The organism is Paraburkholderia mimosarum LMG 23256 = NBRC 106338 (genome assembly GCF_000739815.1).
GTDB classification, from domain to species: Bacteria; Pseudomonadota; Gammaproteobacteria; order Burkholderiales; family Burkholderiaceae; genus Paraburkholderia; species Paraburkholderia mimosarum.
On record NZ_BBJJ01000233.1, the window covers coordinates 1 to 2,521 of the forward strand.

Below are 2,521 nucleotides of genomic sequence, written 5' to 3' on the forward strand. Positions count from 1 at the left end.
CAACAGAACCGTTTCGCGAGCAGATCGAAGCCTGGCGTGCGGCACAGACCACACCGACCGCGGCACCGGCTACCCGGCGCCGTGCGCGCGAAGCCTGAGCACCGCACGACCGGAAACGCCCCCAAAACCACGACCTTTAGATGCGCTCGAAAAGGCGCGGAAGACAAGTGTGCGGCCGTTGCAGGCGAAAAGCCCCCGAAAGCACGACCTTTAGCTATTGCGCATACCTGACGCGGCGCGTCATGTTTTCAGGTAAAGATGACTAAGTTTCTTCCTATGGGTCATTTGCGAATCAATGTTGACGTGATGTGTCGCATAGCAGCGAGCCTAACCGGGAATCATTCAGTCTCTCTAAAAAATAACTCACTGTTGTTGTTACCTTTAAAAGACAACACCTTTAAACATTTAGCTCCAGAAAACCCACTGAAATCACGGGCCTGCAGTGCGATAGGTCGTGGTTTTGGGTTCCAAAGGCCGTGACTTTGGGTTCGCTAACGGTGCACACGGTCGTAGGTTTGGGGGCGACAGGTCGGGAGTTGGGGGAAAGGTCGTGGGTTTGGGTTCCGAAACACACGCGCCGCCTGCCGTCTGCAGTGCCCTGATTTCATTGGAGAACGCGGGCAGGGTAGCGTGCTTGTCCACAGCCGCGGTGCAAAGGTCGTGGTTTTGGGGGGCTCGCTACGGGCCTGCGGCCAGATGCAAATCCGGCGCCTCGCGCCGTGATCCAGACTAAAGGTCGTAAAGATATGTGCCGTTAGTACGGCCTATGGCAAACGTAATACTGCATGCAACCCGCTCTACCATGCCCCGAAAGAAAACATCGTTGTCCCTGCCGAATCGCCCCCTGCGCAAGGCGGCCGCCGCGGCTCTGGTGCAAATAGGCGGTCTGTACGAGATTGTTGTTATCTAGAGGATAACTCATCAAGCAGACAGGACGGCCTCCCAGACTGCGGGCGCAGTGGTATCTTTGAAGCCTCGCTTCGCGAGGCCGAATTGGCCCTTGCGAATGCGATGTACCAACTCAATACCAGCGAGCGTGATCGCTGCGTTCCGGAAACGTTTGAAGCCGAGCATGACGTTCGTCCGGGACTTGATGTTGCGGTGGCCCTGCTCGACCAGATTATTGAGGTATTTCGAGGATCGGATCTTCGTGTCCACAGGCAGCAAGCCATCGGCCTTCATCTCGCGCACGGCGCGGTGCGAGGCTGCATAGCCGTCAAGCGTGATGCTCTTCGGTGGCTGGCCCTGATGTCTGATGGCCTTCCTGAAAAAGGCTTTTGCCGCCTCCACGTCGCGCTTTGCACGGAGCATGAAGTCAACCGTCTGGCCCACCCGATCCACCGCCCGATAAAGATAGACCCACTTGCCGCGCAGCTTGAGATAAGTCTCGTCAGCACGCCAGGACTGGCCGGTGGGTCTGCCGATGCGATTCCACCGTTTGACGAAATGCGGCGCAAAGCGCCGCACCCAGCGCAGGATCGTCGTGTGAGCCAGCGACAGACCCCGTTCCGCCATCATTTCGACCAGATCGCGCAAGCTAAGCTTGTAGCGCAGGTACCAGCGAACACACAGAATGATCACATCGCGGTCAAAGTGACGGCCTGCAAACAGTTCGTCCAAGCTCTTCAGCTTGCTCATCGTCGGTTCTCAATTCGTTCAGCCCGAGACCTTAGAGGGTGTTAGGCACTTTTGCTAAGGGCTACGAAGTGGACAAGCATAAGCACGGAGAAGACGACGAAGTGCAAGCTAGCCAACGTTTCGGGCAATCGCTCGTAGTCTCTGGCCAGTCGGCGGAAGGGGTTGAGCCAGCCGAAGCTGCGCTCGACCACCCAGCGGCGCGGCAACAGCACAAAGCCCTTTTTCGCCTCTGGCAGCTTGATGACCTGAAGCTCGATGCCTTCGTCGAGCGCGGCCTGCGCAGGCTCTTCCCCGGTGTATCCCTGATCGGCGAACGCCACCTTGACAGTCTGGCCCGTGACCTGCTGAACCTGACGCGCCAGTTCTCCGACCTGCGCGCGCTCCTGCTCGTTGGCCGGCGTCACATGCACGGCAACCAAGTGCCCCAATGTATCAACCGCGATATGGACCTTGCTGCCGCGTTTGCGTTTGTAGCCGTCGTAGCCGGCACGAGGCCCACTCTCGCAGGTCGACTGCAGGGTACGCCCGTCGAGAATGACTGCGCTCGGTTGACCACGGCGCTCCTGCGCGACCCGGATGATCGAACGCAGATCGTTGACCATGGCTTCGAAACAGCCCGCCTGAATCCAGCGTTGCGTCTGCTGATAGACCGGTTCCCACGGTGGAAAGTCATTGGGCAACAAACGCCACGGTGCACCCGCGCGAACGATCCAGCGCAGCGCGTTAAACATCTCGCGCAATTCGTAGCGACGCTGCGGTGCGTCCTTGTTCATCAAGGTCAGGTACGGAGCGGCGAAGTACCACTCTTCATCCGAAACATCCGTTGGGTATGGCCTGCGTTTTGTCATCCCGCCAGGATACCAGGTCCGATACAAAGTTCCTT

2 protein-coding genes are annotated in these 2,521 nt (G+C 58.4%); both read right to left on the bottom strand.

Annotated elements, in window-relative coordinates; all coding sequences use genetic code 11:
- Positions 1 to 921: 921 nt before the first annotated feature.
- Positions 922 to 1,638, bottom strand: a complete 717-nt coding sequence (locus tag BMI01S_RS36925; protein ID WP_042293211.1) for an IS6 family transposase — start codon at positions 1,636 to 1,638, stop codon at positions 922 to 924.
- A gap of 41 nt (positions 1,639 to 1,679) precedes the next feature.
- On the bottom strand, positions 1,680 to 2,486 hold the full coding sequence (locus BMI01S_RS36930) for an IS5 family transposase (RefSeq protein WP_042293213.1): 807 nt from the start codon (positions 2,484 to 2,486) through the stop codon (positions 1,680 to 1,682).
- Positions 2,487 to 2,521: the final 35 nt, after the last annotated feature.

Bases quoted from the DNA above. Each gene is read 5' to 3' on its own strand.
- BMI01S_RS36925 (WP_042293211.1), bottom strand. From the start codon at position 1,638: ATGAGCAAGCTGAAGAGCTTGGACGAACTGTTTGCAGGCCGTCACTTT.
- BMI01S_RS36930 (WP_042293213.1), bottom strand. From the start codon at position 2,486: ATGACAAAACGCAGGCCATACCCAACGGATGTTTCGGATGAAGAGTGG.